The following is a 267-nucleotide window of genomic DNA, read 5'->3' as shown; positions in this document are numbered from 1 at the left end:
GATATCAATGCCAACTGTTTTGAGTTTTAAAGCGTAAATTTCTGACGGTAAGCGGAAGTCATCTCGGCTAGTTGGAATAACGGTTTTTTCTGCCCACTGACGGTAATCTGCAATTTGCTGCTTTAGTAGCGACAGATTCTCATCGGCTTTTATGAATTCATTTTTCTCAAACAACTGCTGCAAACCTTGCAATAAGGTATCGGTTCTTGCCAGTGCTTGGTTTACTTCTTCTTTTGTTGGCCCCATTAATTTTTTGTTGGCTAATGC

At 40.1% G+C, this 267-nt stretch carries 1 pseudogene; it reads right to left on the bottom strand.

From position 1 onward, the window contains the following. Nucleotides 1-267, bottom strand: a pseudogene (locus AAEZ00_RS21345) (DUF885 domain-containing protein); the annotation flags it as partial.

The organism is Shewanella sp. S1-49-MNA-CIBAN-0167 (assembly GCF_040310145.1).
In the GTDB taxonomy this organism is placed as follows: Bacteria; Pseudomonadota; Gammaproteobacteria; order Enterobacterales; family Shewanellaceae; genus Shewanella; species Shewanella psychromarinicola.
This window is presented reverse-complemented; position numbering and strand designations above follow the sequence as displayed.